This window comes from Metabacillus flavus (genome assembly GCF_018283675.1).
GTDB lineage: Bacteria > Bacillota > Bacilli > Bacillales > Bacillaceae > Metabacillus_B > Metabacillus_B flavus.
Map to the genome: position 1 here is coordinate 451,547 of NZ_JAGVRK010000001.1, position 23,488 is coordinate 475,034.

Consider the following 23,488-nt stretch of genomic DNA (forward strand, 5'->3'; position numbering starts at 1 on the left):
ATTTACATAGAATTTACAAAATATTAGAAAATTTAAGCTTTATTTAGGGGTGTCGCGATAAATCTATTAATAGTAGGGTGTAGTAACTAATAAAAAATTGTATCGTGATAACCATTCTATTATCTGAGGTATGAAATGAAAAAGTTCTTGGCGTCTTTAATAGCGGGTGTATTACTAATTGGCATGGCCGTTCCTGCAGCCTCGAAAGCCTCAACCACCACGTATGTAAGCAGGGACTCAAAAGTCTCAGTAGATGTTATATCGGACATTTCTGAAAAAAGAGTAGTAGTAACATTTGACGGCTACAGGTTTAGCTGCGCTTGGTGCAACGGCATGGACTAGACCGCTTTCCATTATTTTGGGTGTTTGATAACTGGAGTAATTAAATCTTAAAAACTTCTTCCCTAAAATAATCCAAACATTCATTAATCTGGAACAAATCATAAATCCCTTTCTCCACAAAATATTTAACAATCAAATCCCTGTCTTCACTATAGGATATGGAGTATCCTGCAGCAGACAAAAGGTCTTCCAATTCATCCATGTCTAACTCCATTGCCAAAGCCAGTGAGAGGGCGGTCTTCTTGCGCGGCCTGTATCCGCTGGCTCTCATCTTGGAAAAGTGCCTGCGGTCGATCCCCGCTTTTTTATATAGTTCTGAATCTGTTAAGGCTTTTTTCTCTAAGAATTCAAATAAAATTTGGTTAAAACCCGGTTTTCTATTTTTATTTAGAAATTCTGCAATTTCCGCTTGAATTGGCTGATGGGTAGTGTAATTCTCATAAAGAATAAAGCTTGTTTCCCTGTGAGTTCGAAGGTATTCCTCTATTTCATGCAGTACTTTTTTATCCATCATCTGATCTATGCTTCCCCCTAAAAATGTCGCTTTGCAGGCGACCACTTCCGGTCTTTTTTTCATTATGATTATATCATGCTAAATGGAGAGGGGAATTACAATGAAAGCTGGCTTAATGGAGATCGTGTTCCTGCTTGACCGCAGCGGATCAATGGCAGGACTGGAAAAGGAAACAATCGAAGGCTTTAATTCACTTATAAAACAGCAAACGGAACGGGAAGGCGAAACGAATGTTACAGCCGTTCTATTTGATGATCAATATGAGGTTCTCTGGAATGGAGCAGACGCAAAGAAGGTATCGCTGTCAAAAGAAAATTACGATGTACGGGGATGTACCGCATTGCTGGATGCGATTGGCAAGGCGATTTTGGAAGTGGGAAGCAGGCTTCAGCATACTGAGGAAAATCAGAGACCGGATAAAGTCATGTTCGTCATCACTACGGATGGCATGGAGAATGCCAGCAGAGAATTTACTCATGACAAGGTCAAAGATCTGATCATCCATCAGCGTAAAAAATACAATTGGGAGTTTCTATTTTTAGGAGCGAATATCGATGCGTTTCATGAAGCGAATCTACTTGGAGTCCAGCAAGATATGGTTCATGAGTTCACAGCATCAGCGGCTGGAATAGAAGCGATGTATTCCAGCGTGCAAGAATCGATCACCAAAATCGTGGAATAGAACAAGGGGAATTAAGATGAATTTTTTGGATTGGAAACTTGAGATGGGTGAAACGTTGAACCCCATTACAGATGGAGAAAATAAGAAAATGGTCATTTTGGACAGAGATGAGGATACAATTCATGCTGTCCTGGAATTAGGCGAGGAAAATAATTTAATCATTCATCCTCAATGGAGAATTACAATTGAAGTAGCAGGGGACAAACATTTGCGCTTCTCTACACCACTTGCGCAATATAAAAGATATATAGAAAGATAGGGAGCATCCATATGGTTTACTCCACCTCCAAATGGGAACTTGAAGGATAGAGCATTTACAAAAGGAGGAACCTGAAATGAGCAAAACCATCTTCATCACAGGCGCAGGAACCGGACTGGGCAGAGGCGCAGCACTCGGTCTAGCAAAAAAAGGCCATCACGTCATCGCAGCAACGGAAATCACCGCCCAGAAAACAGACTTAATGCAGGAAGCACAGAGACAGGGTCTCGATATGGAAGTTTTTAAACTGGATATCACCAATGAACGGGATCGGGCTCAGATCGAGAAATACGATATTGATGTATTTGTCGCGAATGCGGCGATCAATGAAGGGGGTCCACTTGCAGAAGTGCCGATGGACCGGTTCCGTGCCCTTTTTGAAGTGAACGTGTTCGCAACGCTTGAGACCGTTCAGATTGCAGCCCGGAACATGGTGGAGAGGGGCAGCGGGAAAATCATTTTCATGAGTTCAATGGCAGGAATTTCTGCCACTCCGTATGTTGGCCCTTATACCGCAACAAAGCATGCGATTGAGGGAATCGCCCAAACGATGCAGGCTGAGCTGGTAGACTTCGGTGTGCAGGTCGCAACCATTAATCCAGGGGCGTACGACACAGGCTTTAATGACCGGAGCGCGGAAGAAAAATGGAAGTGGTTCGATGAGAAAGAACACTTTACTAAGAAAGAAGATATGCTGCAGCAGGCGGAAGGGCTGAAAAATCAGTTTGATCCGCAGGACATGATTGAAAAAATGATCGAAATCATCCCAGCAGACCACCACAAATTCCGCACCGTCCACCCGGAAGAAACAGAGAAACAACTGGAGGAAACGGAGCAGGAACGGTGGAAAATGGAAATTTGATACAGCTTTGTGTCATGAAAAAAGACGGACCCTCGAAAATATGGGTCCGTCTTTGCTATCTGATTTTTTCAGCAGTCCGTAATGATTCTAATCTTTCGGAAGAATCCCTTCAGAAATGAGCACTTGCTCAAGGGCATCCACAATCGGCCCCCTGTAATGGCGGTTCGTTAAGCTCTTTATTTCTTTCATGGCATCAACGGGATTCAAGCCTTTCCTGTAGACCCGGTCAGAGGTCATGGCATCGTATGTGTCTGCAATGGCAATGATTTGGGCTTCGGTTGAGATTTGGTCTCCTTTTAGCCCGTATGGATATCCAGATCCATCGAGCCTTTCGTGATGGTGAAGGATAATGTTGCTAATATGATCATAGTATGTGGATTTTACCATTTGGGCTCCATCATAAGAGTGCTTTTTTAAGATTTCAAATTCTTTCGGAGTGAGTTTATCGGGCTTGTTCAGTATTTCTTCGGGAACATGTATTTTTCCAACGTCATGGAAAAGCGAGGCATAATATAAGTTTTCAAGCTGATCCTTCGTAAGCTGAAGGTGCTTGGCAATTTGGACAGAGCACGTTTGCACGCGGGCACTGTGCTGATAAGTATATGAGTCCTTTTCTTCTACCTGTTTAACAATTTTTGTAATCTCTTCAATATTTTTGCTCATGTAATGAAAAACAGGCTGAGTAATAAACCAAAGCATTCTCATTTCGGTTTCCGCTTTAAAATAGGTGGCTTCTTTTAATTGATGCAGATAAAAATAGTCACCGGACTTCAAATTTTCTCCCGAATCTTTACATACACAATGACCGGATAGGATATAAAAGAACTCCATCAATTCTGGTGTGTCACCAGGATGCACATAAAAGGTCTTCCCCTCAAGGATGGTTTGCAAAATGACCTCAGCACCGTCTCCCTTAGCAAGCAAACTGTACTCAGAGCTGATATCTGTTGCTTTTTCTAAAAAATCACCTTGAAAACCGAGATGAAGACCCTTCATGTACATTTGCCTCCGTTCTTAGTGGCAGACCTTAATCGGATCAATCCAGACTAAACGGCCTCCCAATTCAACCAAAGTCCACGAAGCTTCAGCTTGGATGCCTTTTTCTGCTGCTTTTTGAATCATGTCGTTCGACATTTTAAGAGTCGTATCATATAAGTCTGTTATTAATTTATCAAGATCGCGTGTGAATTTTTCAGTGCGGTCATTGTATTTTTCTGCTTTTTTGTCCAGTCTTTCTTTCAGCTTGGCCATTTTTTCGTCCAGTTTCTTTTTCTCTTTTCCTTCTTCAGGAGCTAAAAGAGAAAGAGCGTCTAATTCTTCTTTAAGAGAAGCCATTTTGGCGCTGATTTTAGCTGTTTCTGCTTCCAGTTTACCATTAAGTGCAGCTAATTCCTTCTGAATTTTTTCGATTTTAACAGAATCGTTTGTTTTGGATAAATCGCTTTCAAGCTTGCCCGCTTGTTCTTTCAGCTTTACCACCGTGTCGCCTTCTTCTAATTTCTGAATATCGGCTAAATAAGCTGCTTCAAGTGCGTCAGCTTCGATGACCGCTTTTGCAATTTTCGCTTCAATGTCTGTGTTCGTTTTCTCGATAGAGGCCATTACTTTATCAACATCGGCAGAGCTAGTGGCTGCAAGTGCGCTTGTTCCAAAAGACGCTGACAGCATTACAGAAATTGAGATGACTAGAGCTTTTTTTAACATGTTTTTTCCCTCCGTTTTTTGATCCCTTAAGGCCTTTCAAGAGGTATTTAAGAGGCAGTGACAGATGGAGACTCATGCAGCATGCTCAAATGGTGTAAAGGAAATTTGCTCCGAATGCTTTGCATCCTAATTCTTTCATTGAATGAGCCCAGCAGGAAATATGATTCGAAAATTAGTATAAACTATCTAGTAGTATTTGACTATCAATAATTGCTTTATAAAGAACGATAATCTAAGAAAATTCAATATATTGAAAATATGTGTTTCTTTATGTCGAATATAGGGTATATATTTTGTTACTTTTTTTCAGACCTTGAAAAACGGCTTGTATTCTAGTGAAGAGGACAAATTAATCAAAGTGGAGGGCTGGCCATATTCCATAGCGGCATCAATGAAATCCTCCAATGTATGAACAGATTCGGTGACGACTTTTACAAGGTAGCTGTACTGTCCGGCAAGCCTGTGGCATTCCATCACCTCCGGATGACCACTGCAGAATTCGCGGAAGGCCTTGCATCTTTTTGAATCAAATAAAATAAAAGCCGTGACGTATTTATTGATTTTCTCCGGGTTAATTACGGCTCGATAGCCGGTAATTACTCCTTTATCCTCAAGCTTTTTAACCCGTTCCTTAACGGCCGGCACAGACAAATTGATCCGTTGGCCAAGCTCCGTCATGGAAATACGCGCATCCTCCTGAAGATAAAAAATGATTTTTTGGTCCAATGCATCCATTTAAATAGACCTCCTTAAAATATTAATCTATGAAGTATAAAGAGCGTAAAAAATGAAGTTTTTTTCTGCAATTACCTCATAAACTGTATGTTAAATGATTCCAATTCGAAATACAATAAAAGGGCAAACAGATAGGAGGGGATGAGCTGTGGATAGACGTACTCCACTGCTGATCATAGATGTTCAGAAAGCCTTCGATGACCCAAGCTGGGGGAGAAGGAACAATGAACATGCAGAAAAGAACATTGCTGGATTGCTGCATGCATGGAGAAAATCGAAAATGCCTGTTATTCATGTTGCACATAAATCCAATCAACCTCACTCCTTATTTTTCAGAGGGAGCGATTCCAGCAGAATAAAAGAGATCGTTCTGCCTGAATCGGATGAAATCATCATTGAGAAGTCTGTAAACAGTGCTTTTATCGGAACCAATTTAGAATTGATTTTGCATGAACTTGGATGCAAACGAATCATCATTTGCGGATTGACGACGAATCATTGTGTGGAAACGACGACTAGAATGGCGGGAAATCTTAGGTTTAACCCTATCCTTGTCTCAGATGCAACTGCCGCTTTTGACCGGACTGGTCCTGATGGCAGACGGTACAGGGCAGAAGACATTCACCAAATGACCCTTGTTAATCTGCATGAAGAATTTGCGGAAATCCGAACGGCAGAAGAAATATTGAGAAGAGAGAGGAGCTTGAATAATGGGGCTTGAAATGAGAACGAATTGTGAGAGATGCGAACATACACTGGATGCGCATTCCATCGCTTATATATGCATCCATGAATGTACGTTTTGCGAAGATTGTACGGCGGAAATGTACGGTGTATGCCCGAATTGCGGAGGAGAATTGGTTCAGCGGCCAAGAGCGGGTGGCGCCTGTCCGGTTGGCGGACCCAAATAAATTCCATTGCATACTTAGGAGGTTCGTTCCTTATTTCTATGTCGAATCACTGGGATCTGCCCTTGAAAATTGATATAGAAAGGACAGAAGTCTATACTTATCAGTAGACTTTTCCTAGGAGTGACCCCATGAAGGAAGCCTATTACGACCACATCATGAATGTGAAAACGGAAAGATACCAAAAAGAAATCCTGCAAGCCGTGCACTATCATTATCACCGCTATGAGCCGACTCCCTATCGCGCGCTCGACGCCTTATTTGAATATTATAAGCTTGAGAGCGGCGATCACGTGGTCGATTTCGGCTGCGGAATGGGACGTTTAATTTTCTATATCCATTATCATTTCAATGCCTCCGTTACCGGAATTGAAATGAATGAAGGGCTGTATGAATCCGCTCTAGAAAACCTGGATCGCTACGGTAAAAAAACTAAAAAGAACAAAGACAAAATTAATTTCCAATGTTGTCTTGCAGAGGAATATTCCATTACAGACCAAGATAACCGTTTTTACTTCTTCAACCCGTTTTCCATCCAAGTGTTCATCAAAATCGTTAACAATATCCTGCTTTCAGTAGAAAAAGAACCTCGGGAAACGGAACTGGTTTTGTATTATCCTTCCGAGGAATACATTCTCTTTTTGGAGAACCAGACAGGCTATGAGCTGAAAGAAGAAGTGTATGTACCGGAGCTTTATGACACCAATCCGGCGGAAAAGTTTATGATTTACAGGCTGTCCTTCCTGAAGGATTAAAATGATCAGTAAAGAATGGCTATCTCTCAATGGATTCCGCATAAGTGAGCCATTTTTCATCATAAAGTGAATAATATTCATCATAAACAGGGCATTTTTCATCATAAATGTTAAAAATTCATCATAACTTGAAAAAAATTCATCATAACGCGCCAAATGCAATTCCTGGTGATAAATCAGCCATTATTTTCAGTGGAATCGATAAGATCAACTTTTTGATGGGGGGCAAAATGGATCAAGCATCCTTTCCCGATAAATATGCAGTATGAAAGAGCCAGCAGAAGCAACGTTCTCCTGGCTTTTTTTATTATTTGGGTCTGTTAAATCCTGATGTTGATTTTTAACACCTGTGATATGGAGTGGAATCCGCGAGACTCCTGCGGGAACAGCGGGACAGGTGAGACCTCGCTGACGCAAAGCGACGAGTTATTATGAACGAAACTAGCCCCTTACTCGTAAAATCGTAGGTTAATTTGGTTAGACTGTTTTTGTCAAACAAAACCAAATCAGAGCTACATTACGGAAGGAGCTAGCTATTATGCAGGATACCATTAAATACGTAGGTTTAGACGTATCAAAAGAAAATATTGCCGTTGCGGTCGCAGAAGAATGACGGGAAGCAACAGGAGGCTCACCGCCCGCCCAAGGAAAGAAAAGCGCCTGCAACGGAAATCAACAGCCAAGTTTAACAGAGCCTATAATTTGGAAAGAAAGCTTTCAACTGCCGCTAAAAATTCAGGCAGCTTTTCATCATGCACAAAGTGCCCGGCACTTTCAATCGTCACGAGTTCGCAATTCGGAATAAGCCCCGATACTTCCTTCAATTTATCTTGAGGAATGTGACTGGCCCCGCCGCCGATGATAAGAGTCGGAACAGTAATGTCCGGAAGGCGCGTCCACCATTCAGGGTTAGGCACATTCAGCTGCTGCATAATGGAAGGCACCACAGGCCAATCAAACGGGAGCGGATCCGAAGGTTCGGAGGGAATATCCAATGGCTTATCCGGAAATGGAGGCGGCGTGTCTTCAACAATTAACCGTTCCACCCTGGAAGGAAAGGATTCTGCAAAAAGATAGGATACCGTGCCGCCCATGGAATGCCCCAATAGCGTAAAGGTCTCCAGATTCATCGCATCCGCAAAATGAAGCAGGTCCTCGCACATAAGCTCAAACGTGTATTGACCAGGTCTTGCACTTCCGCCGTGCCCCCTTTGATCAAGTGCTAAAACGCGGTATTTTTCTCCCATAACAGACGCAGCACGATCCCACGACTCAGCACTCATTCCGAGTGCGTGAAGCGCAACAATCGGCGGGGCAGAAGCTTCCCCTGTTTCCCGATATTGAAAGGTGAGTCCATTTAAGTCCAAATGGTTTACTTGTGTTTCCATTCGATCATCTCCTAGGGCAGGCTTCGTTTTTAAAAGTCTGCTTGATTTACTAACTTTGATTCAATTCAGCAGATAGGGGGAAATTCCCTTCCAGCCAAAATATTTATGCTAGCTCACAGTGGAGTATGCCTTGAATGAAGAACATGTCAGACAGCTTACGTATAATAAGCAGAAGCTGTATTTCGCTTTCTAGACATTTGCTTTTTGTATACGATATAATATGGCACATGAGAATTCCTAATCATCCATCAGCTGAAAGTATACAGTTAACGAAAGTTCTTCACGCTTTAAGTGACCCGAATAGATTGAGGATTGTAAAAAGTATAGCAAACAAGGGTGAAGAAGTTTGTACGTACTATTCTTATGAATTTAACATTTCAAAATCGACGGTTTCTCACCACATCAAAACGTTAAGAGAATCCGGTATTATCAAAGTGCGTGTAGAAGGCTCCCAGCATTTCTACTCCATCAGAATGGAAGATCTGAACGGGAAATTTCCTGGATTAATGGAAATTGTTCTCTCTGCAGATCCTGAATCATATTGAAAAAGTCCTGGTCTATCCAGGGCTTTTTCTTTTTTGTTGTCAAAATAAATAAAGCGTGATAAGATTCCTTAAGTGTTCGACATTCATCGAATACTAGAACACTCGAATATAAAAGTTAACTTCAATGAGGAGGCAGAACCAATGAAAGAAATTCTCTTAAATAAAGCTAATATGAAAGTGACCCAAATAGGCTTAGGGACCAATGCAGTAGGCGGTCATAATCTATTTACTGATTTAGATGAAGAACAAGGAAAAGATTTGGTTAAAGAGGCATTGAATCTTGGCATTACATTTATTGATACAGCTGACGTTTACGGATTCGGACGGTCGGAAGAACTGGTAGGGGAAGTGATTAAACCCCATCGTTCTGAGCTAAAGCTTGCTACTAAAGGGGCTGTAGAGAAAATAGGCGGGAATACAAGGATTAACAACAAACCGGAGTATTTACGCGCAGCCGTTGAGAAGAGTCTAGAAAGACTTCAAACGGATTTCATTGATTTATATTACTTGCATTATCCGGATAACGAAACGCCTTTAACTGAATCTATCGGTGAATTATCCCGCTTAAAAGAAGAGGGGAAAATTGGGGCCATAGGAATCTCCAACGTCAATCTGAATCAGTTAAAAGAAGCAAATCAGCACGGAGAAATTGATGTGATTCAATCCCCTTACAACATGCTGGAGCGTTCAGCAGAAGAGGATCTTCTTCCTTACACAAGAGAACACAACATATCCTTTGTTCCTTATGGACCGCTGGCATTTGGAATTCTGGGCGGGAAATACAGCCGTTCACTAACATTAAAAGACGGAGACTGGAGAAAGGAAGAGCCTCTATTTCAACCGGAAACATTTTTAACTGTTTTAGACAAGGTCGAAAAATTAAAAGCGATAGCCGAAGACAAAGGAGCTAGTTTATCCAACTTAGCGCTGGCATGGCTGCTTTCGCAAGAAGGAATTGACACCGTAATACCCGGCGGTAAACGGGCTGAGCAGGTAAGAGAAAATGTGAAAGCAGATTCTTTAATCCTGTCATCTAGGGATTTAATTAAAATCGAATCCATACTCGGTAAATAAACTTTGAAGCAAATGAATCACGAAAGCAAAAAGCGGCTGGAGCACCAGCCGCTTTTTATAATACGAGAGTACCAAGCCGCTGCCCAGGGAGATTTAGCAGTTCTACAATTTCTCCCTCGTTTACAGGGGCACTCCTTTGGCGAGAATCCATGCATTGCTGACTAAATGGCTGTTTTTTTATAAAATCTCCTGACTGCCCAAAATTCAATAACTAACAGGATAAATACAGATATATAAATGAGACCCAACAATAATAGGAACCAGATGATAATAGCAGTGAGATCAATGAAAGAATAAATGAACCGGTCTCAAGGAATTGCAGCCAAAAACTCATATCGTCTTTTTGTATTTCGAGCCAAACACTTGTCAGGGATGGAATAAGCGGGAGAATAACAAAAGACGTATAATAGATGATTCGTTTTTTGTTTTAATAAGGACAAAAAAGTTGATCAGCAAAATCAACAGAATAAGAGATAGAATGACCAGACCTCCAAAATTGAGAGGCTGTGCCCTGAAGCATAGCCTCCTTACTTCAACACCACCGAAAACACACTCCCGCCTGAACCGCTCTCCTTCAGCACCAAATCTCCGCCCAAAGCCTTCGCAAGCATTTTGCTGAACGGCAATCCAAGTCCGAGCCCGCGAACCTTCAGTTTTTTCTTTTCACCCCGGAAAAAGCGTTCAAAGATATACGGCTGCTCACTTGCGGGTATACCTGGGCCATTGTCAGCAACTTCAATCCCGTCTTCAAATAAAGACACCGTAATAAGCCCTTTTCCGTCCATGGCCTGACTGGAATTATTTAATAGGTTAATGAGAATCTGCTGAAGTCTGAGAGGGTCGGTTTCGAGTGTGATGATTGGTTCTGGCGTCTTCACTTCATAGTGAACCTCGTTTTGCTGGGTAACGCTCCATTGCCTGACAATATTATGAATAAGTTCGTTCATATTGCATGTTTCCGGATGAATGGTAAATGCGCCTGCGGATAAGGAGTTGAAGTCCAATAGGTCCGCGATCATCGTTTGGAGACGATGGATTTCTTTAAGCGTAATGTCCAGAAATTCCTGTCGCTCTTCACCAGTGACGATTCCGTCTCTCACAGCCTGGACGAGTCCGCTGATGGAGGTGACGGGTGTTTTTAAATCATGGGTAACGCCTGCGAGCAGCTCGGCTCTCAGTTTTTCAAGCTGGGTAAGCCGCTGCGTCATCTCCTCAAAAGAGGTTACGAGGTCGTAGATTTCCTGTTCCCTCACGTCAGAGTTCAGCTTGATATCATATTGCCCTTCTTTGATTTCAGCCGCAGCGAGGGCGACCTCCTGGATTGGCTTCAGGATCCGTTTTGAGAGAATATAGATGACGAGCCAGCCTAGGAGTCCAAGGCCAATAAGCAGTATAGCGATTAGACGGTATTCCTGATTGACGTCTGCCAGCTGGTCTTCCGTCTGCATGACGACAACCCAGCCTTTTTGCACCGCATCAATGACAATAGGCTCTTTAATGGTGTAGACAGACGTTCCGTTAATCTTTAATTTTTGAACGGTCTCATTATTGGAGAAAATTTTTGCAGGAAGCTTTAGCTTTTCAGGTCCCAGATTGTTCTCAGGTCCCGGACCTTTGTGGGGACCTCTTACAAGGACGCCTTTCTTATTCGTAATGAAAATTTGCGGGGGACGGCCCATATCCAAAACCCGGGACCGCTGATCAATCCGCCGGTCAAAATCTTCAAAGTTCTTTTGGCCTGCAGCTGTCTCGGCCGATTCAGCTGCTAAATACTCAAGCAAATTCAGCCGGTTATCAATGGTCGTCTGGCGGATCCACCAGAAGGAGCCGATTCCTAAAATGAGCAGACCGATACAGAGGGAGAAGAGGTACCGGGTCGTCCAATATTTTAATAGTGTGGTCCGTTTCTTATTTTTCGTAAACACTGAACTGATACCCCAATCCTCTGAGCGTTCTGATTTCACCGTAGGCGGATGACCAATGGACGAGCGCCTGGCGGATCCGCTTCACCGCAAGGTCCACGGCCCGGTCGCTTCCTTCATAGTCCATGCCCCATACATGTTCAATTAAGTCTTCTCTTGTGAAGGTCCGGTTCGGCCGTTCTGCAAGGAAGATGAGCAGCGAGAGATCCTTCGGAGTTAGTATCACGAACTCGCCATCAATGGTAACAAGATGGGAGTCAAAGTGAATACTTAAATTTCCAATCTGCTTTCGATTATCTGATTCCAGGATTTTCGAAGAACGGCGCATCACAGCGTTCACCCTGGCAATGACTTCTTCCCCGATAAACGGCTTGGAAATGTAATCATCCGCACCCTGATTGAGTCCTTTTAATTTATAGTCAATGTCGCCGAGGGCCGTCAGCATAATGACTGGGCAGGCACTCATTTTTCTGATTTCCAGTAAGACCTCCCAGCCCTCCATGCCCGGAAGCATGACATCCAGCAGCACAAGGTCAGGGGTTTTTTCTCGGAAAACAGCTACCGCGTCATTCCCGTTAAAGGCTTGAAGCACCTCATATCCTTCGTGCTTTAAATAAACACTCAACACTCTTGAAATGGTTTCCTCATCTTCTGCTACTAAAATGGTTTTATTCATGGCCGTTCCTCCTGTTACCTTCACTATACAAGAAAACTCCCTGGCCATAAATACCAAGGAGTTTCTCTTCTAAAGTTAGATGCCCATTCCTTGAGGAGCAGCGTCTGGTCCGTCTAGATCCGGTGTGCCTTCAGGACCGCCTTCTCCCGGTCCGCCATGTCCGCGTCCGCCGCCATCAGGTCCGCCGTGGCCTTTGCCATGCCCCGGTCCGAATCCGCCTACACCTAAACCGAATCCATCTTTATCCAGCAGATCGTTCAGCTTGTCTGGATTTTTCGTTTTGATTTCTTCTATTAAAACACGAGTCGTTTTATCCGCAGTCGAAATGTTCAGCTCTTTTGCAAGCTTCGCAATTTTTTTGTCCATTACTTCGGAAGCGATTTGTCCAACGGTTTTGCCATCCACTGTGATTCCGTATTGTTTAGCATCTGCTTTTACTTTCGCTATGCGGACTTCCTGAGCAAGGTCGCGGATGTCTTTACCGCTCGTTGAAATGCCAAGTTCTTTTGCTTCTTTGTTAATGGCTGCCGTGAAAACCTCCTGCTGGATCGTTTGCTGATCCTTGCCGCTTGTAGAAACGCCAAGTTCTTTTGCTTTTTTGTTTAGAGCTGCTGTCATTACATCCTGTCTAAGTGTTTGCTCATCTTTATTGTCAGCAGATACGCCGAGTTCTTTTGCTTTTTTCTTCAGCTGGGCAAGCTCGATATCATTATGAAGTGTTTGCTCATCCTTTTTCGCTGTAGAAAGACCAAGCGCTTTTGCCTGTTTTTGAAGCTTCGCCAAGTGAACTTCCTCCGCCAGTGTTTCAAGATCTTTGCCGGCTGTTTTAATGCCAAGCTCCTTCGCTTCTTTGTTTACAGCAACGGTCCTGATTTCCTTCATGATTTCCGGAGCTGTTTTACCCGTTGTGCTGATGCCAAGTGACTTCGCTTTAGCCAAAAGCTCGTCAGAATTTCCGCCGAAGAATCCTTTAGGTCCATGTCCTTTATGTCCGAAGCCCTTTCCGCCGAAATCCTGCTTAGCCGTGCCCGCATCGGCCGCCGCTGTCGTTTTCGCATTTGTATCGCCTGCTGCAAAAGCTGAAGATGCTGCATAGCCTCCAAGTAAAACTGTTCCTGCAACCGCAAAGCTTATAACTGATTTTTTCATTTGTATTTCCTCCTAAGTATGAGTGTTTTAAGGTTGTTTGCCTTGCTGAACCTTATACTCATACTTTACTGGGCGAATGTGTCAGGTAAATGTCAGAAAGGAGGGCTTGTAAAATTTTTTTGCGGAACTCCAGTTAGAGTTAGGGGGGATTTGAAGTCAGGAAAATGTCAGAGTTAAAATTATTTCGTTTTTTAAGGCTGGAGAAATGCAAAGAATCCATATAAAAGACGAACGAACTTTGTTATGATTATTAATGTATACGCTTACATAAACCTTCATAATTATATTTTAACAAAGGAGGATACAAGCAGGCTTTATGAACTTATTTCTTTCATTGTAGAAAATGTTCCAATGGAAAGGAACCAAAGGTAACGATTATGGTACAACAAACAAAAAAGGGGGAGTTTTCAGCATGATGAACTATTTGCAAAGAATTGGCCGTTCGTTAATGCTTCCGGTTGCAGTATTGCCGGCAGCAGCTATATTAATGGGGATTGGCTATTGGATGGATCCGACGGGATGGGGGGCGTCGATTCCGGCTGCCGCTTTCCTGATAAAAGCGGGTTCTTCCATTATTGATAACATGGGAATACTGTTCGCGGTAGGAGTAGCTTTGGGGATGGCGAAGGAACGGGATGGTTCCGCTGCATTAAGCGGACTTGTAGCCTTTCTCGTTATCACCACTTTGCTGTCATCGGACACAGTCGCCATGCTTCAGGGAATAGACGCGGCTAAGGTGAATCCGGCATTTGTGAAAATTGAGAACCAGTTTATCGGAATTCTATCAGGTATCATTGCTTCAATTATGTATAACCGCTTCAGCCATGTGAAGCTTGTGGATGCGCTGGCATTCTTCAGCGGAAAACGACTTGTACCGATTATGTCGGCAGTCGCTATGCTTGTTGTTTCAGGCATCCTGCTATTCGTTTGGCCGGTTGTATTTTCTGGCCTGGTTTCCTTCGGTGAAGGAATCAGTAAGCTTGGATTCGTGGGTGCCGGTCTTTATGGATTTTTCAATCGTTTATTAATTCCTACTGGTCTTCACCACGCACTTAACTCGGTATTCTGGTTTGACGTGGCGGGAATCAACGATATCGGTAATTTCTGGTCTGGCAAGGGAACTAAAGGTGTAACGGGAATGTATCAGGCGGGCTTCTTCCCGGTTATGATGTTCGGTCTTCCGGCAGCAGCGCTTGCGATGTACCACACAGCAAAAACAAAGAATAAAAAGCAAGTCGCTTCCCTGATGCTTGCGGCTGGTGTGGCTTCCTTCTTTACGGGTGTAACAGAGCCTTTGGAATTCGCCTTCATGTTTGTGGCGCCATTATTGTTTGTCGCCCATGCGGTTTTAACAGGATTATCTCTTGCAGTTGCGGCTTTCTTTCACTGGACTGCAGGCTTCGGTTTCAGTGCCGGATTCATTGACTTTTTCTTAAGCTCAAGACTTCCTTTAGCAAACAGCCCATACATGCTCATTGTTCAAGGACTAGTTTTCGCAGTACTTTACTACTTCTTATTCCGCTTCCTAATTGTGAAATTCAACTTGATGACACCTGGAAGAGAAGAAGATGATGCAGCAAAACTAGATGAAGGACTCGTAGCAAACGAAGCAGCACCTGCAGTAGCCGGACAGGGTACAGAAAACAAATTCACCCTAATGGCTGCAAGAATCTACGAAGGTCTTGGCGGAGACGACAATGTCACATCCATCGACAACTGCGTCACCCGTCTTCGGATTGAAGTAAAAGGCATGAATGCCGTCGATCAGCAAAAAATCAAAGCAACCGGCGTACCGGGAATCAACATCGTCGGTGCCAACAGCATTCAGGTTATTGTAGGAACGAATGTGCAGTTTGTGGCGGATGAGATGGTGAAGATACGGAAGTGATGAGGAGGAAAGGGGTGGATGCTCCTTTCTTTTTTAGATATTGATAATCTAACAGAAAGGAGCATTCACATGGGAAACGAGTTTCCTCCAAAGCTAGGAAAACCCGCACAGCGCGCCCTGGCAGGAGCAGGGTATGTTCGTCTCGAACAGCTGACAGAGGTTAGTGAGAAGGAACTTTCAAAGCTTCACGGCATGGGACCGAAAGCGATTGGGCAGCTTCGGGAAGCTTTGCAGGAAAAAGGGTTGTCGTTTCGAAAATAAATCGTCCGTTCCAAAATAGAGGGATAAACACCAGGAAGAAAGAATACATACCTATGTAAAAGTTATTTGGGGCAGCGGCAAACTGCCCCATTTTGGAGTGTGAAAAATGAGCGAATCAATTATCAGCGTAAATGGCCTCGTGAAAAAATACGGGGATTTCACAGCTGTGAATGGAATCAAATTTGACGTTAATAAGGGCGAAGTGTTTGGCGTGCTTGGCCCGAATGGAGCTGGAAAGACGACGACGCTTGAGATGCTCGTCGGACTCCGTAAGCCGGACGGCGGATCAGCTGATATCGGCGGATTTGATGTGGTACGGGATTTAAATAAGGTAAAGGAAGTCATTGGTGTGCAGCTTCAGTCGACGACCTTGTTTGAACTGTTAACGGTTGAAGAGATTTTGGTTTTGTATGCAAGTTTTTATAAAAAGCACATTCCCATCCATCCGCTCATAGAGGATATGCTACTGACAGATAAAACGAAGAGCAGGATTAAAAGCTTATCCGGCGGACAGAAGCAGAGGCTTGCGATTGCCCTCGCCCTTGTTCATGATCCGTGGATTATTTTCCTTGATGAGCCGACAACGGGCCTTGATCCGCAGGCGAGAAGAACGCTCTGGGACATCATTTTTAAACTGAAGGAAAAAGGGAAAACGGTTGTTTTGACAACACACTATATGGACGAAGCCCACGTGCTTTGCGACCGGATTGCAATTATGGATCAGGGGAACCTCATTGCATTGGATACACCGGCTGAGCTTGTCCGAAGCCTTCACTCGGAAAATGCTGTGGAATTCCGTTTTGAAGAGGAAGGGGCCGAACTGGACCTTACTGAAATAGAAGGAGTGAAACAGGTCGGCAGTCAAAAGGATGCGACTATTTTGTATACGGATAATTTGCAGGCAACCTTAACGAGTCTCATACAGACAGCCGCTGATCATGGTTTAACGCTGGCTGATTTGCAGATTCGGACGGCAACGCTTGAGGACGTCTTTATCCATATGACCGGAAGGAGTTTGAGGGAAGCATGAAGGCATATTGGCAATTGACGTTAACCCAGCTGCGGATTTTTATCCGGAACCGCCAAGTCTTATTCTGGACGCTTGCGTTTCCGATTTTCCTGATGGTTATGCTCGGATCCTTTCTCGGAGGCGGCAACAGTATGTCTGTAACGGTCGGAGTGGTCGATGAGGATCAGTCTGCGGAGTCTAAAGCATTCGTTGAGGCATTAAAGAAAAATCAGGCGATGGAGCTGGAAAAGGAATCGAATGAAGACAAAGCATTCAGTGCTGTGAAAAAAGGAGATTTGCAAATCGCGATCGTCATTCCTAAGGATTATGCAGAAAAGCTAGGCAAGGGCGCTCCTTTCAAAATGCCGGTCTACTATGATGAAACAAACGCGGCCGCATCCCAAATCGGGCTTCAGCTCGTTAACGGAGCGGTTGATCAAATCAGCAAGGAGCAGGTCAATTACAAGCCGGTCGTTGTGACGGAAGCAAAAGGAATCGAAACGCTCAACCTGAAATACATCGACTTCCTCGTACCTGGAATTGTTGCGATGATGATCATGAGCAACAATATGAACGGGGTCGCCAGTCAGATTGCGGCTTGGAGAGAGCGCGGGATTTTGAGAAGGATGCAGGGGACAACGCTTAAGGCATCAACCTTTATTGCCGCTCAAATTACGGCCCGCCTCATGCTGAACGGCTTGCAGGCACTGCTTGTACTCATCATCGCCCAGCTGATTTTCGGGGTGGACGTTCGAGGCTCATGGCTGACACTTGTTGGCTTTGTTATTTTAGGAACACTTGCCTTTATGGCAATCGGATTTATTATCGCAGGAATTGCGAAAACACCGGAAAGCGCCGCGCCAATCGCAGGCTTCCTTTCCTTCCCGATGCTTTTCCTGGGCGGCGTCTTTTTCCCCATAAAAGACATGCCGGATTTCCTGCAGCCGATCGTGTACGTTCTCCCGATTTCCCATTTAAGCCATGCGCTGAGGGAAGTCATGAACGTGGGCGCATCACTAATGACGCTTGGTACGGAAGCTCTGATTCTTGCATGCTGGGTAGTAGGGGCTTTTATCATCGCGAGCTTTACGTTTAAATGGGAGTAAGGAAAAGGAATAGATAGAATAGAGGTGATTTCTATGGGAATCTGCAGCATTGATCATTCACGTGAAGACGTTTTAATAAAGCTCAAGCAGCAGCAGGAATACCTGCCGCAGAAAACGGCGATGGACACCGAGGTTTTTTTGCAGAATGAGCAGCGGCAGGAAACATTGAATGAAATCTTTCATTTATTAAAAAAATACGATCTCGCTTCTGTGGAAGAGCGGGAAGAACGCAATGACCAGCTGAATGCTTTGGTCGCTGCTGGAGGAACAGAATCCTGAGGGGTTCTGTTTTTTTTTGTGATCATGTTGAATTGGAATAGAAGTGGAGGAGCCGGAAATCTACTTATATATGTTTACATAGAATTGATCGAGGCGCATAGTCTGAAAGACAACTAGCTAAAAATTCCCCGTTTCCCCGCCAACTTTCAAGGGTAGAGTACAAGACACGATATTTACATACTTATCCAAAGGGGTGGCAAAACAAGGTGAGCAATCGCAAGGATGAACAGCTGGAACAGTACCGGGTCGACGATGAGGGTAAAAAGCTGACGACGAATCAAGGATTAAAAGTTTCTGAAGATGAGTTTTCGCTAAAGGCAGGAGAAAGAGGACCAACGCTGCTGGAGGATTTTCATTTTCGCGAAAAAATGACGCACTTTGACCATGAGCGGATTCCGGAGCGGATTGTGCATGCGCGCGGTTTTGCAGCCCATGGGGAGTTTGAAGTATACGAGTCTATGAAGGAGTATACGAGAGCTGGGTTTTTACAGGATCCTTCCGTGAAAACACCTGTATTTGTGCGCTTTTCAACGGTTGCCGGTTCACGCGGTTCTGCGGAAACGGTTCGTGATGCCCGCGGTTTTGCGACCAAGTTTTATACGGAGGAAGGGAACTACGATTTAGTCGGAAACAACATTCCGGTGTTTTTCATACAGGATGCAATCAAGTTTCCGGATTTGGTTCATGCGGTAAAACCTGAACCTCATAATGAGATTCCTCAGGCTGCATCCGCACACGATACGTTCTGGGATTTCGTTGCAAACAATCAGGAAGCGGCGCATATGGTGATGTGGACAATGTCCGATCGGGCAATTCCGAGAAGCCTGCGCATGATGGAGGGCTTCGGCGTTCATACATTCCGCTTCGTGAATGAAGAAGGAAAAGCGCGGTTTGTAAAATTCCACTGGAAACCGGTGCTAGGCACGCATTCGCTCGTCTGGGATGAAGCGCAGAAGATTAACGGGAAGGATCCGGATTTCCACCGCCGGGATTTATATGACTCCATTGAAAACGGAGACTATCCGGAATATGAGCTTGGGGTTCAGATGATTGAAGAAGAGGACGAATTCAAGTTTGATTTTGATTTGCTGGATCCGACGAAGCTCTGGCCTGAAGAGGAAATTCCTGTGAAACTGATTGGGAAAATGACGCTGAACCGCAATGTGGACAATGTGTTTGCAGAAACGGAACAGGTTGCTTTCCATCCGGGATCTGTTGTACCGGGGATTGATTTTTCCAATGATCCGCTTCTGCAGGGGCGCCTGTTTTCCTACACGGATACGCAGCTGATCCGCCTTGGCGGTCCGAACTTCCATGAGCTGCCGATTAACCGTCCTGTATGCCCATTCTTTAACAATCAGCGCGACGGCTATGGAAGACATACAATCAACCGCGGTCAGGTCGCGTACCATAAAAACTCGCTTGCTGCGAATACACCGTCTCCGGCCAGTGCGGAAGAGGGCGGATATGTTCATTACCAGGAAAGAGTGGAAGGGTATAAAATCCGTGCGCGCAGCGACAGCTTTAAGGATCATTTTTCCCAGGCAACGCTATTCTGGAACAGCATGAGCCAGCCTGAAAAAGAGCATATCATTGAAGCATTCAGCTTCGAGCTTGGAAAGGTGAAGAGCGAATCGGTTCAGCAGCAGGTCGTCGATATGTTTGCGAATGTCAGCCTGGAGCTTGCACAAGGTTTTGCCGAAGCGATTGGTGTAACACCGCCGGAGCAGGGAGGTTCCAACGTAACGAAATCTTCTCCTGCACTCAGCCAGGAAAAAACGAAAAAAAGTCCTGAAACCCGGAAAGTCGGCGTGATTTTGGACGATGGCTTTAACGGACCGGAAGTTAGCTCAGTTCTTGATAGCCTGAAAACAAAGGGTCTCCAGCCGGAAATCATCAGCAGCAAGCTCGGCAAGCTGAAGGGTACTGGCGGAATTGAGCAGAAAGTGGAACACACATTCCTTACTTGCGACTCCGTTCTGTTTGATTCAATTTATGCAGTTGGCGGAGAGAATGCAAGCAAACGATTCCACCGTGATGCATCTGCTTTTCTGCAGGAAGCCTTTATGCACTTTAAACCGATTGGGGCAACCCATGAAGGGGAGAAGTGGCTTGAGGCAAATGAGATGAAGAACAGCCCGGGCGTTGTGAGCGGACAAAATCCTGAAAAATTTGCTTCGGCGTTTATAGAGGCGATTTCCGAACACCGTCATTGGGATCGGGAAGTAGTTTAATAGATAGTGTAGGGAGCGGCCTTCCGGGTGGAGGTCGCTGTTTTTGTGGTTACCTTCATCGCGGGTGGCGGTCGAACCATGTCGGAAAATCGATATATCCAAAAAATAGTCGATATAATCTAAAAATAGTCGATATAATTTTATTTTAGTCGATATATCAAAAAAATAGCCGATATATCGCCAGAATAGCCGATAAGTACTTCAGCCGGTCTGGTGCGTACCTCTTTTCGATAATAAAATAGCCGATTTCGATAATATATTGAGATTTTCAATAATAAATTCCCCTCCAAACCCATCCAGCCTGTTTTGACAGCGCTATCATTCGTAAAATATAATTCTATTAAACCCGAAACCGAAAGGACTGACTGAAATGTCCGCACAAACCGGTCAAAACACCTTAGAATTCGCACGGAATTTAGATGAACAAGATCCGCTGGCTCATTTTCGCCAGGAATTTTACATATCCCCAGATACAATCTATCTCGATGGCAACTCACTTGGCCTTCTCTCCAAACGTTCCGAGCAGGCAGTCCATGATCTCCTCGATTCATGGAAAACGCTCGGAATCGATGGCTGGACAGAGGGGGAGCATCCATGGTATTACCTTCCTGAAAAGCTGGGTGCCAGGATGGCTCCGCTCCTCGGGGCTGAACCGGAGGAAGTCATTGTTACAGGCTCCACTACAGCAAACCTCCACCAGCTGATCGCAACGTTTTACAAGCCGGAAGGCACAAGAACGAAGATTGTGACCGATGATATCACCTTCCCGACCGACATTTACGCCCTGCAAAGCCAGCTCCATCTAAAAGGATACGAACCAAATGAGCACCTCATCAAGGTTAAAAGCCGCGATGGCCACACCTTAAATGAGGAGGACATCATTGCCGCGATGACGGCGGAGGTTGCCATTGTCATCCTGTCCGGTGTGCAGTACCGGAGCGGCCAGGTGCTGGATATGGAAAAACTGACAAAAGAAGCGCATAAACGAGGAATCCTCATCGGCTTCGATCTGTGCCATTCGGTCGGTTCCATCCCGCATCATCTGACACAATGGAACATCGATATTGCGTTCTGGTGTACCTATAAACACTTAAACGGCGGTCCTGGTGCTGTAGGCGCCCTCTATGTAAACAAACGTCATTTCGGCACGGTGCCAGGACTTGCCGGCTGGTTCAGCTCGGATAAATCGAAGCAGTTCGATATGGAGCATGAGCTGACTGCAGCACCGCATGCCGGAGCTTATCAAATGGGGACTCCGCATATCCTGAGCATAGCGCCGCTGCTCGGTTCACTCTCCATTTTCAATGAAGCCGGTATGGAAAAAATCCGCGGGAAGTCCTTAAAACTAACCCAATACATGATGGACCTGATTGGCCACGAACTATCGGAGTACGGTTTCACGATCCGCAATCCAGTCGATGATACGAGAGGCGGGCATCTTTTCATTGAACACCCTGAAGCGGCAAGAATCTGCCGGGCGTTAAAGGAAGAGAAAATCATTCCCGATTTCCGCTCGCCAAACGGAATCCGGCTTGCACCGGTCGCCCTCTACAACTCATATGAAGATATATGGCGGACCATTCAAAAGCTGAAGATCATCATGAAAGAAGAAACGTATAAAAATTTCGAAAACAAGCGCGGAGTGGTGGCATAGATGACATGGATTGATATTTCACAGCCGCTGAACGCAAAAATCGGCCACTGGCCGGGTGATACGCCTTTTTCTTGCGAGATGGTGTACACGAAGGAGCAGACCGGTTCGGTAAATATCGGGAAAATAACGACCAGCCTGCATACCGGTACCCACGTGGATGCACCGTTTCACTTCGTTGACGGCGGGCCGAAAATAAACGAGCTCGATATCAATCTGTTCATCGGCCCAGCGAGAGTCATCGATATGACGGATCCGGATCAGCTCCAAATCAGCCGGGAAACGCTTAGCAGCTATGATTTAGAAGGAGTTACCCGCCTGCTAATCAAAACGGCCGTCCCAAACAAGCCTGAAGTCTTCCCAGAAAAAATCGTACCCCTTGACCAGGATTGCGGGGCCTTCTTTAAAGAAAAGGGAATCTTCCTGATCGGGGTAGACGTTCCATCCGTAGACCAGCTGGACAGCAAGGATATGGCGGCGCATCATGCGCTATATAAAAATGGTGTACACATTCTTGAAAACATCATGCTCGACGAGATCGAACCGGGTGATTATGACCTGATTGCTCTTCCTCTTCCAATTGAAGGAGCGGACGGGAGTCCAGTAAGGGCGGTCATCAGAAAAAGGGGGAATGGCGAATGACGCAAAAACAGCAGCCGGCTGATTCTGAAAAATCCATACATACCGATTTTAAAAATAGTATGACATACGGTGAGTACCTGCAGCTGGATAAAATTTTAGCCGGTCAGGTGAGGCTCTCGGATCATCATGATGAAATGCTGTTTATCATCATTCATCAGGTAAGTGAGCTCTGGATGAAGCTTATTCTTCATGAGCTGGAATCCTCCATTTCCGCAATCGTTCAAGGAGATTTGCCGACGGCATTCAAGCAGCTGGCCAGGGTGTCGAAAACGCAATCGCAAATCATTCAGGCATGGGACGTTCTGTCCACTCTGACTCCTTCCGAATACATGGAATTCAGGGATACGCTCGGTCAGGCTTCCGGTTTTCAGTCCTATCAATACAGAATGATTGAGTTTGCGCTTGGATACAAAACGCCGCATGTCTTAAAGATTTATGAAAAGGATGAGGAGCTTCATGCACGTCTGGAAAAAGCATATAAAGAACCCGGTCTATATGACGTCTCCATCCAGGCGCTTGCTAAAGCAGGTCTCCCTATAAATTCGGATATTTTAAACAGAGACTGCACGAAGCCTTATAAAAAGGATGACTCCGTTCAGGCTGCATGGCTGACGGTTTACCGGAACACGGATCAATACTGGAATTTGTATCAGCTTGCGGAAAAGCTCGTTGATATTGAGGACTGGCTGCAGCAATGGCGGTTCCGCCATATGAAAACGGTGGAGCGGATTATCGGTTTTAAGCAGGGGACGGGCGGTTCTTCCGGAGTCAACTACCTGAAAAAAGTACTCGATCAGCAGTTCTTTCCGGAGCTATGGGATTTGAGAACGGAGATCTGAATAGAGGCACTCCCCATATTCGGGAGTGTCTTTTTCATGATAAGTATAAATTTCTACCCAATTA

At 44.8% G+C, this 23,488-nt stretch carries 25 protein-coding genes; 17 read left to right on the forward strand and 8 right to left on the reverse strand.

The window, feature by feature from the left end; genetic code table 11:
• Nucleotides 1–382: 382 nt before the first annotated feature.
• Entirely contained in the window at nucleotides 383–919 is a 537-nt protein-coding gene (locus J9317_RS02420; protein WP_211556211.1) for a helix-turn-helix domain-containing protein, read from the reverse strand.
• A gap of 37 nt (nucleotides 920–956) precedes the next feature.
• Between J9317_RS02420 and J9317_RS02425 the strand changes: the two genes are divergently transcribed.
• The 3 genes from J9317_RS02425 to J9317_RS02435 all read left to right on the forward strand — a co-directional run bounded on the left by J9317_RS02425 (nucleotide 957) and on the right by J9317_RS02435 (nucleotide 2,659).
• Nucleotides 957–1,538, forward strand: a complete 582-nt coding sequence (locus J9317_RS02425; RefSeq protein WP_211556213.1) for a vWA domain-containing protein — start codon at nucleotides 957–959, stop codon at nucleotides 1,536–1,538.
• Nucleotides 1,539–1,554: 16 nt separating this feature from the next.
• Nucleotides 1,555–1,797: a hypothetical protein gene (locus tag J9317_RS02430; RefSeq protein WP_211556215.1), complete on the forward strand. Its 243-nt coding sequence runs from the start codon at nucleotides 1,555–1,557 to the stop codon at nucleotides 1,795–1,797.
• A 76-nt stretch (nucleotides 1,798–1,873) separates the two neighbouring features.
• Nucleotides 1,874–2,659, forward strand: a complete 786-nt coding sequence (locus J9317_RS02435; RefSeq protein WP_211556217.1) for an SDR family oxidoreductase — start codon at nucleotides 1,874–1,876, stop codon at nucleotides 2,657–2,659.
• Between the two features lie 87 nt (nucleotides 2,660–2,746).
• Here J9317_RS02435 and J9317_RS02440 read toward each other — a convergent pair whose 3' ends face one another.
• The 3 genes from J9317_RS02440 to J9317_RS02450 form a co-directional block, all read right to left on the reverse strand.
• On the reverse strand, nucleotides 2,747–3,655 hold the full coding sequence (locus J9317_RS02440; protein ID WP_211556219.1) for an HD-GYP domain-containing protein: 909 nt from the start codon (nucleotides 3,653–3,655) through the stop codon (nucleotides 2,747–2,749).
• Nucleotides 3,656–3,673: 18 nt separating this feature from the next.
• Nucleotides 3,674–4,363, reverse strand: a complete 690-nt coding sequence (locus J9317_RS02445; RefSeq protein ID WP_035407559.1) for a hypothetical protein — start codon at nucleotides 4,361–4,363, stop codon at nucleotides 3,674–3,676.
• A 306-nt stretch (nucleotides 4,364–4,669) separates the two neighbouring features.
• Nucleotides 4,670–5,098, reverse strand: a complete 429-nt coding sequence (locus J9317_RS02450) for an Lrp/AsnC family transcriptional regulator (protein ID WP_211556221.1) — start codon at nucleotides 5,096–5,098, stop codon at nucleotides 4,670–4,672.
• Nucleotides 5,099–5,246: 148 nt separating this feature from the next.
• Between J9317_RS02450 and J9317_RS02455 the strand changes: the two genes are divergently transcribed.
• The 3 genes from J9317_RS02455 (at nucleotide 5,247) to J9317_RS02465 (ending at nucleotide 6,761) form a co-directional block, all read left to right on the forward strand.
• Nucleotides 5,247–5,819, forward strand: coding sequence for a cysteine hydrolase family protein (locus tag J9317_RS02455; RefSeq protein WP_211556223.1), 573 nt, complete (start codon nucleotides 5,247–5,249; stop codon nucleotides 5,817–5,819).
• Entirely contained in the window at nucleotides 5,809–6,009 is a 201-nt protein-coding gene (locus tag J9317_RS02460; RefSeq protein WP_211556225.1) for a DUF1272 domain-containing protein, read from the forward strand. The genes J9317_RS02455 and J9317_RS02460 overlap by 11 nt, the downstream gene beginning before the upstream one ends.
• 128 nt (nucleotides 6,010–6,137) lie before the next feature.
• Complete coding sequence (locus tag J9317_RS02465) at nucleotides 6,138–6,761, forward strand: SAM-dependent methyltransferase (RefSeq protein ID WP_211556227.1); 624 nt, start codon at nucleotides 6,138–6,140, stop codon at nucleotides 6,759–6,761.
• A gap of 695 nt (nucleotides 6,762–7,456) precedes the next feature.
• On the opposite strand, the gene J9317_RS02470 is transcribed toward J9317_RS02465, so the two are convergent.
• Nucleotides 7,457–8,149 carry an alpha/beta fold hydrolase gene (locus J9317_RS02470; RefSeq protein ID WP_211556229.1) on the reverse strand — a complete coding sequence of 231 codons (693 nt, stop codon included), beginning with the start codon at nucleotides 8,147–8,149 and terminating at the stop codon, nucleotides 7,457–7,459.
• A gap of 227 nt (nucleotides 8,150–8,376) precedes the next feature.
• Here J9317_RS02470 and J9317_RS02475 point away from each other — a divergent pair, with 227 nt between their 5' ends.
• Both J9317_RS02475 and J9317_RS02480 read left to right on the forward strand, forming a co-directional pair.
• Nucleotides 8,377–8,694, forward strand: coding sequence for an ArsR/SmtB family transcription factor (locus tag J9317_RS02475; RefSeq protein ID WP_211556231.1), 318 nt, complete (start codon nucleotides 8,377–8,379; stop codon nucleotides 8,692–8,694).
• Between the two features lie 141 nt (nucleotides 8,695–8,835).
• A complete protein-coding gene (locus J9317_RS02480) occupies nucleotides 8,836–9,768 on the forward strand; it encodes an aldo/keto reductase (RefSeq protein ID WP_211556233.1) in 933 nt (310 codons plus the stop codon).
• Between the two features lie 527 nt (nucleotides 9,769–10,295).
• Here the strand turns inward: J9317_RS02480 and J9317_RS02485 are convergent.
• The 3 genes from J9317_RS02485 to J9317_RS02495 all read right to left on the reverse strand — a co-directional run bounded on the left by J9317_RS02485 (nucleotide 10,296) and on the right by J9317_RS02495 (nucleotide 13,515).
• Nucleotides 10,296–11,693 carry a HAMP domain-containing sensor histidine kinase gene (locus J9317_RS02485; RefSeq protein WP_211556235.1) on the reverse strand — a complete coding sequence of 466 codons (1,398 nt, stop codon included), beginning with the start codon at nucleotides 11,691–11,693 and terminating at the stop codon, nucleotides 10,296–10,298.
• Nucleotides 11,677–12,366 (reverse strand): response regulator transcription factor, encoded by a 690-nt coding sequence (locus tag J9317_RS02490; protein WP_211556237.1) that lies wholly within the window; start codon nucleotides 12,364–12,366, stop codon nucleotides 11,677–11,679. The genes J9317_RS02485 and J9317_RS02490 overlap by 17 nt, the downstream gene beginning before the upstream one ends.
• A gap of 75 nt (nucleotides 12,367–12,441) precedes the next feature.
• Entirely contained in the window at nucleotides 12,442–13,515 is a 1,074-nt protein-coding gene (locus tag J9317_RS02495; RefSeq protein ID WP_211556240.1) for a hypothetical protein, read from the reverse strand.
• A 412-nt stretch (nucleotides 13,516–13,927) separates the two neighbouring features.
• Between J9317_RS02495 and nagE the strand changes: the two genes are divergently transcribed.
• The 9 genes from nagE (at nucleotide 13,928) to kynA (ending at nucleotide 23,424) form a co-directional block, all read left to right on the forward strand.
• A complete protein-coding gene (nagE, locus tag J9317_RS02500) occupies nucleotides 13,928–15,403 on the forward strand; it encodes an N-acetylglucosamine-specific PTS transporter subunit IIBC (RefSeq protein ID WP_211556242.1) in 1,476 nt (491 codons plus the stop codon).
• Between the two features lie 69 nt (nucleotides 15,404–15,472).
• The gene (locus J9317_RS02505) at nucleotides 15,473–15,664 is read left to right on the forward strand and encodes a helix-hairpin-helix domain-containing protein (protein WP_211556243.1); all 192 of its coding nucleotides are present in this window, start codon (nucleotides 15,473–15,475) and stop codon (nucleotides 15,662–15,664) included.
• Nucleotides 15,665–15,770: 106 nt separating this feature from the next.
• A complete protein-coding gene (locus J9317_RS02510; protein WP_211556246.1) occupies nucleotides 15,771–16,694 on the forward strand; it encodes an ABC transporter ATP-binding protein in 924 nt (307 codons plus the stop codon).
• Nucleotides 16,691–17,779, forward strand: a complete 1,089-nt coding sequence (locus J9317_RS02515; protein ID WP_211556248.1) for an ABC transporter permease — start codon at nucleotides 16,691–16,693, stop codon at nucleotides 17,777–17,779. The genes J9317_RS02510 and J9317_RS02515 overlap by 4 nt, the downstream gene beginning before the upstream one ends.
• 33 nt (nucleotides 17,780–17,812) lie before the next feature.
• Nucleotides 17,813–18,058, forward strand: coding sequence for a group-specific protein (locus tag J9317_RS02520; protein WP_211556251.1), 246 nt, complete (start codon nucleotides 17,813–17,815; stop codon nucleotides 18,056–18,058).
• A gap of 206 nt (nucleotides 18,059–18,264) precedes the next feature.
• On the forward strand, nucleotides 18,265–20,292 hold the full coding sequence (locus J9317_RS02525; RefSeq protein ID WP_211556253.1) for a catalase: 2,028 nt from the start codon (nucleotides 18,265–18,267) through the stop codon (nucleotides 20,290–20,292).
• A 370-nt stretch (nucleotides 20,293–20,662) separates the two neighbouring features.
• Entirely contained in the window at nucleotides 20,663–21,946 is a 1,284-nt protein-coding gene (gene kynU, locus J9317_RS02530) for a kynureninase (protein ID WP_211556255.1), read from the forward strand.
• Nucleotides 21,947–22,585, forward strand: coding sequence for an arylformamidase (kynB, locus tag J9317_RS02535; protein ID WP_211556256.1), 639 nt, complete (start codon nucleotides 21,947–21,949; stop codon nucleotides 22,583–22,585). It begins immediately after the preceding gene.
• Nucleotides 22,582–23,424, forward strand: coding sequence for a tryptophan 2,3-dioxygenase (gene kynA, locus J9317_RS02540; protein ID WP_211556258.1), 843 nt, complete (start codon nucleotides 22,582–22,584; stop codon nucleotides 23,422–23,424). Before kynB ends, kynA begins: the two co-directional genes overlap by 4 nt.
• Nucleotides 23,425–23,488: the final 64 nt, after the last annotated feature.